At 64.9% G+C, this 1,353-nt stretch carries 2 protein-coding genes; both read right to left on the bottom strand.

The features are described 5' to 3' along the window. The coding region (locus ACWDGI_RS43605; protein WP_450768607.1) for an alpha-amylase family glycosyl hydrolase at positions 1-929 on the bottom strand (929 nt) is incomplete at its 3' end. Next, positions 926-1,353: alpha-glucosidase C-terminal domain-containing protein (locus ACWDGI_RS43600; RefSeq protein ID WP_450768606.1), on the bottom strand; the 428-nt coding region annotated here is incomplete at its 5' end. The genes ACWDGI_RS43605 and ACWDGI_RS43600, both read right to left, overlap by 4 nt.

The following is a 1,353-nucleotide window of genomic DNA, read 5'->3' as shown; positions in this document are numbered from 1 at the left end:
AGGATCTCGGAGACGGGGTAGCGGGACTCCCGGCGTACCGCCATGAAGATCCGCGGCATCACCGGGAAGTGGAACGCCATGTGGCACTCGTCGCCACCGCTGCGGTAGTCGCCGAAGTAGTCGACGACGTCCTCCGGCCACTGGTTCGCCTCCGCCAGCAGCACGGTGTCCGGGTACTGGCTGTCGATCTCCTTGCGCACCCGCTTCAGGAAGTCGTGGGTGGCGGGCAGGTTCTCGCAGTTGGTGCCCTCGCGCTGGTAGAGATACGGCACCGCGTCCAGCCGGAAACCGTCGATGCCCAGGTCGAGCCAGAACTTCAGCGCGGAGAGGATCTCCTCCTGGACGGCCGGGTTCTCGTAGTTGAGGTCCGGCTGGTGGGAGAAGAAGCGGTGCCAGAAGTACTGCTTGCGGACCGGGTCGTAGGTCCAGTTGGACGCCTCGGTGTCGACGAAGATGATCCGCGCGTCCTGGTACTGCTTGTCGTCGTCCGCCCAGACGTAGTAGTCGCCGTACGGCCCGTCGGGGTCCTTGCGGGACTCCTGGAACCACGGGTGCTGGTCGCTGGTGTGGTTCATGACGAAGTCGATGATCACGCGCATGCCACGCTGGTGGGCGGCGTCGACGAAGTCCACGAAGTCGGCGAGGTCGCCGAACTCGGGGAGTACCGCGGTGTAGTCCGAGACGTCGTAACCGCCGTCCCGCAGGGGGGACTTGAAGAAGGGCGGCAGCCAGAGGCAGTCGACACCGAGCCACTGCAGGTAGTCGAGTTTCGCGGTCAGACCCTTGAGGTCGCCGATGCCGTCACCGTTGCTGTCCTGGAAGGACCGCACCAGGACCTCGTAGAAGACGGCGCGTTTGAACCAGTCCGGGTCCCGGTCCTTTGCGGGAGTGTCCTCGAAGGTGTCCGGGACGGGTTCGTTGACGATCATGTTGTGGGTGACCCTCCGATCTGCGGGGACGGTCGCAGAACCGTGAAGATATGCGCGGGTCGTCGACCCGGTTCCAGGCGCACATAGTTGGCCCTGCCCCAGTTGAAGGTTTCACCGGTGAGCTCGTCGCGCACCGGTACCGACTCGTGCCAGTTCAGGCCGAGTTGCGGCATGTCCAACGAGACCGTGGCCTCCTGGGTGTGGTGGGGGTCGAGGTTGGCGACCACCAGAACCGTGTTCGATCCGCTCCGCTTGCTGTAGACGATCACCGATTCCTGGTCGGCATGGTGGAAGTGGAGATCACGCAGCTGTTGCAGGGCCGGGCTGTCGCGTCGGACGGTGTTGAGGCGGGTGATGAGGGGGGCGATGCCCTCGGTGTCGGCGCGGGTCCAGTCGCGGGGTTTGAGCTGGTACTTCTCGGAGT

The sequence above is a fragment of the Streptomyces sp. NPDC001220 genome (assembly GCF_053597895.1).
Note: the sequence above shows the minus strand (reverse complement) of the source record. Positions and strands in the feature narration are given on the sequence as shown.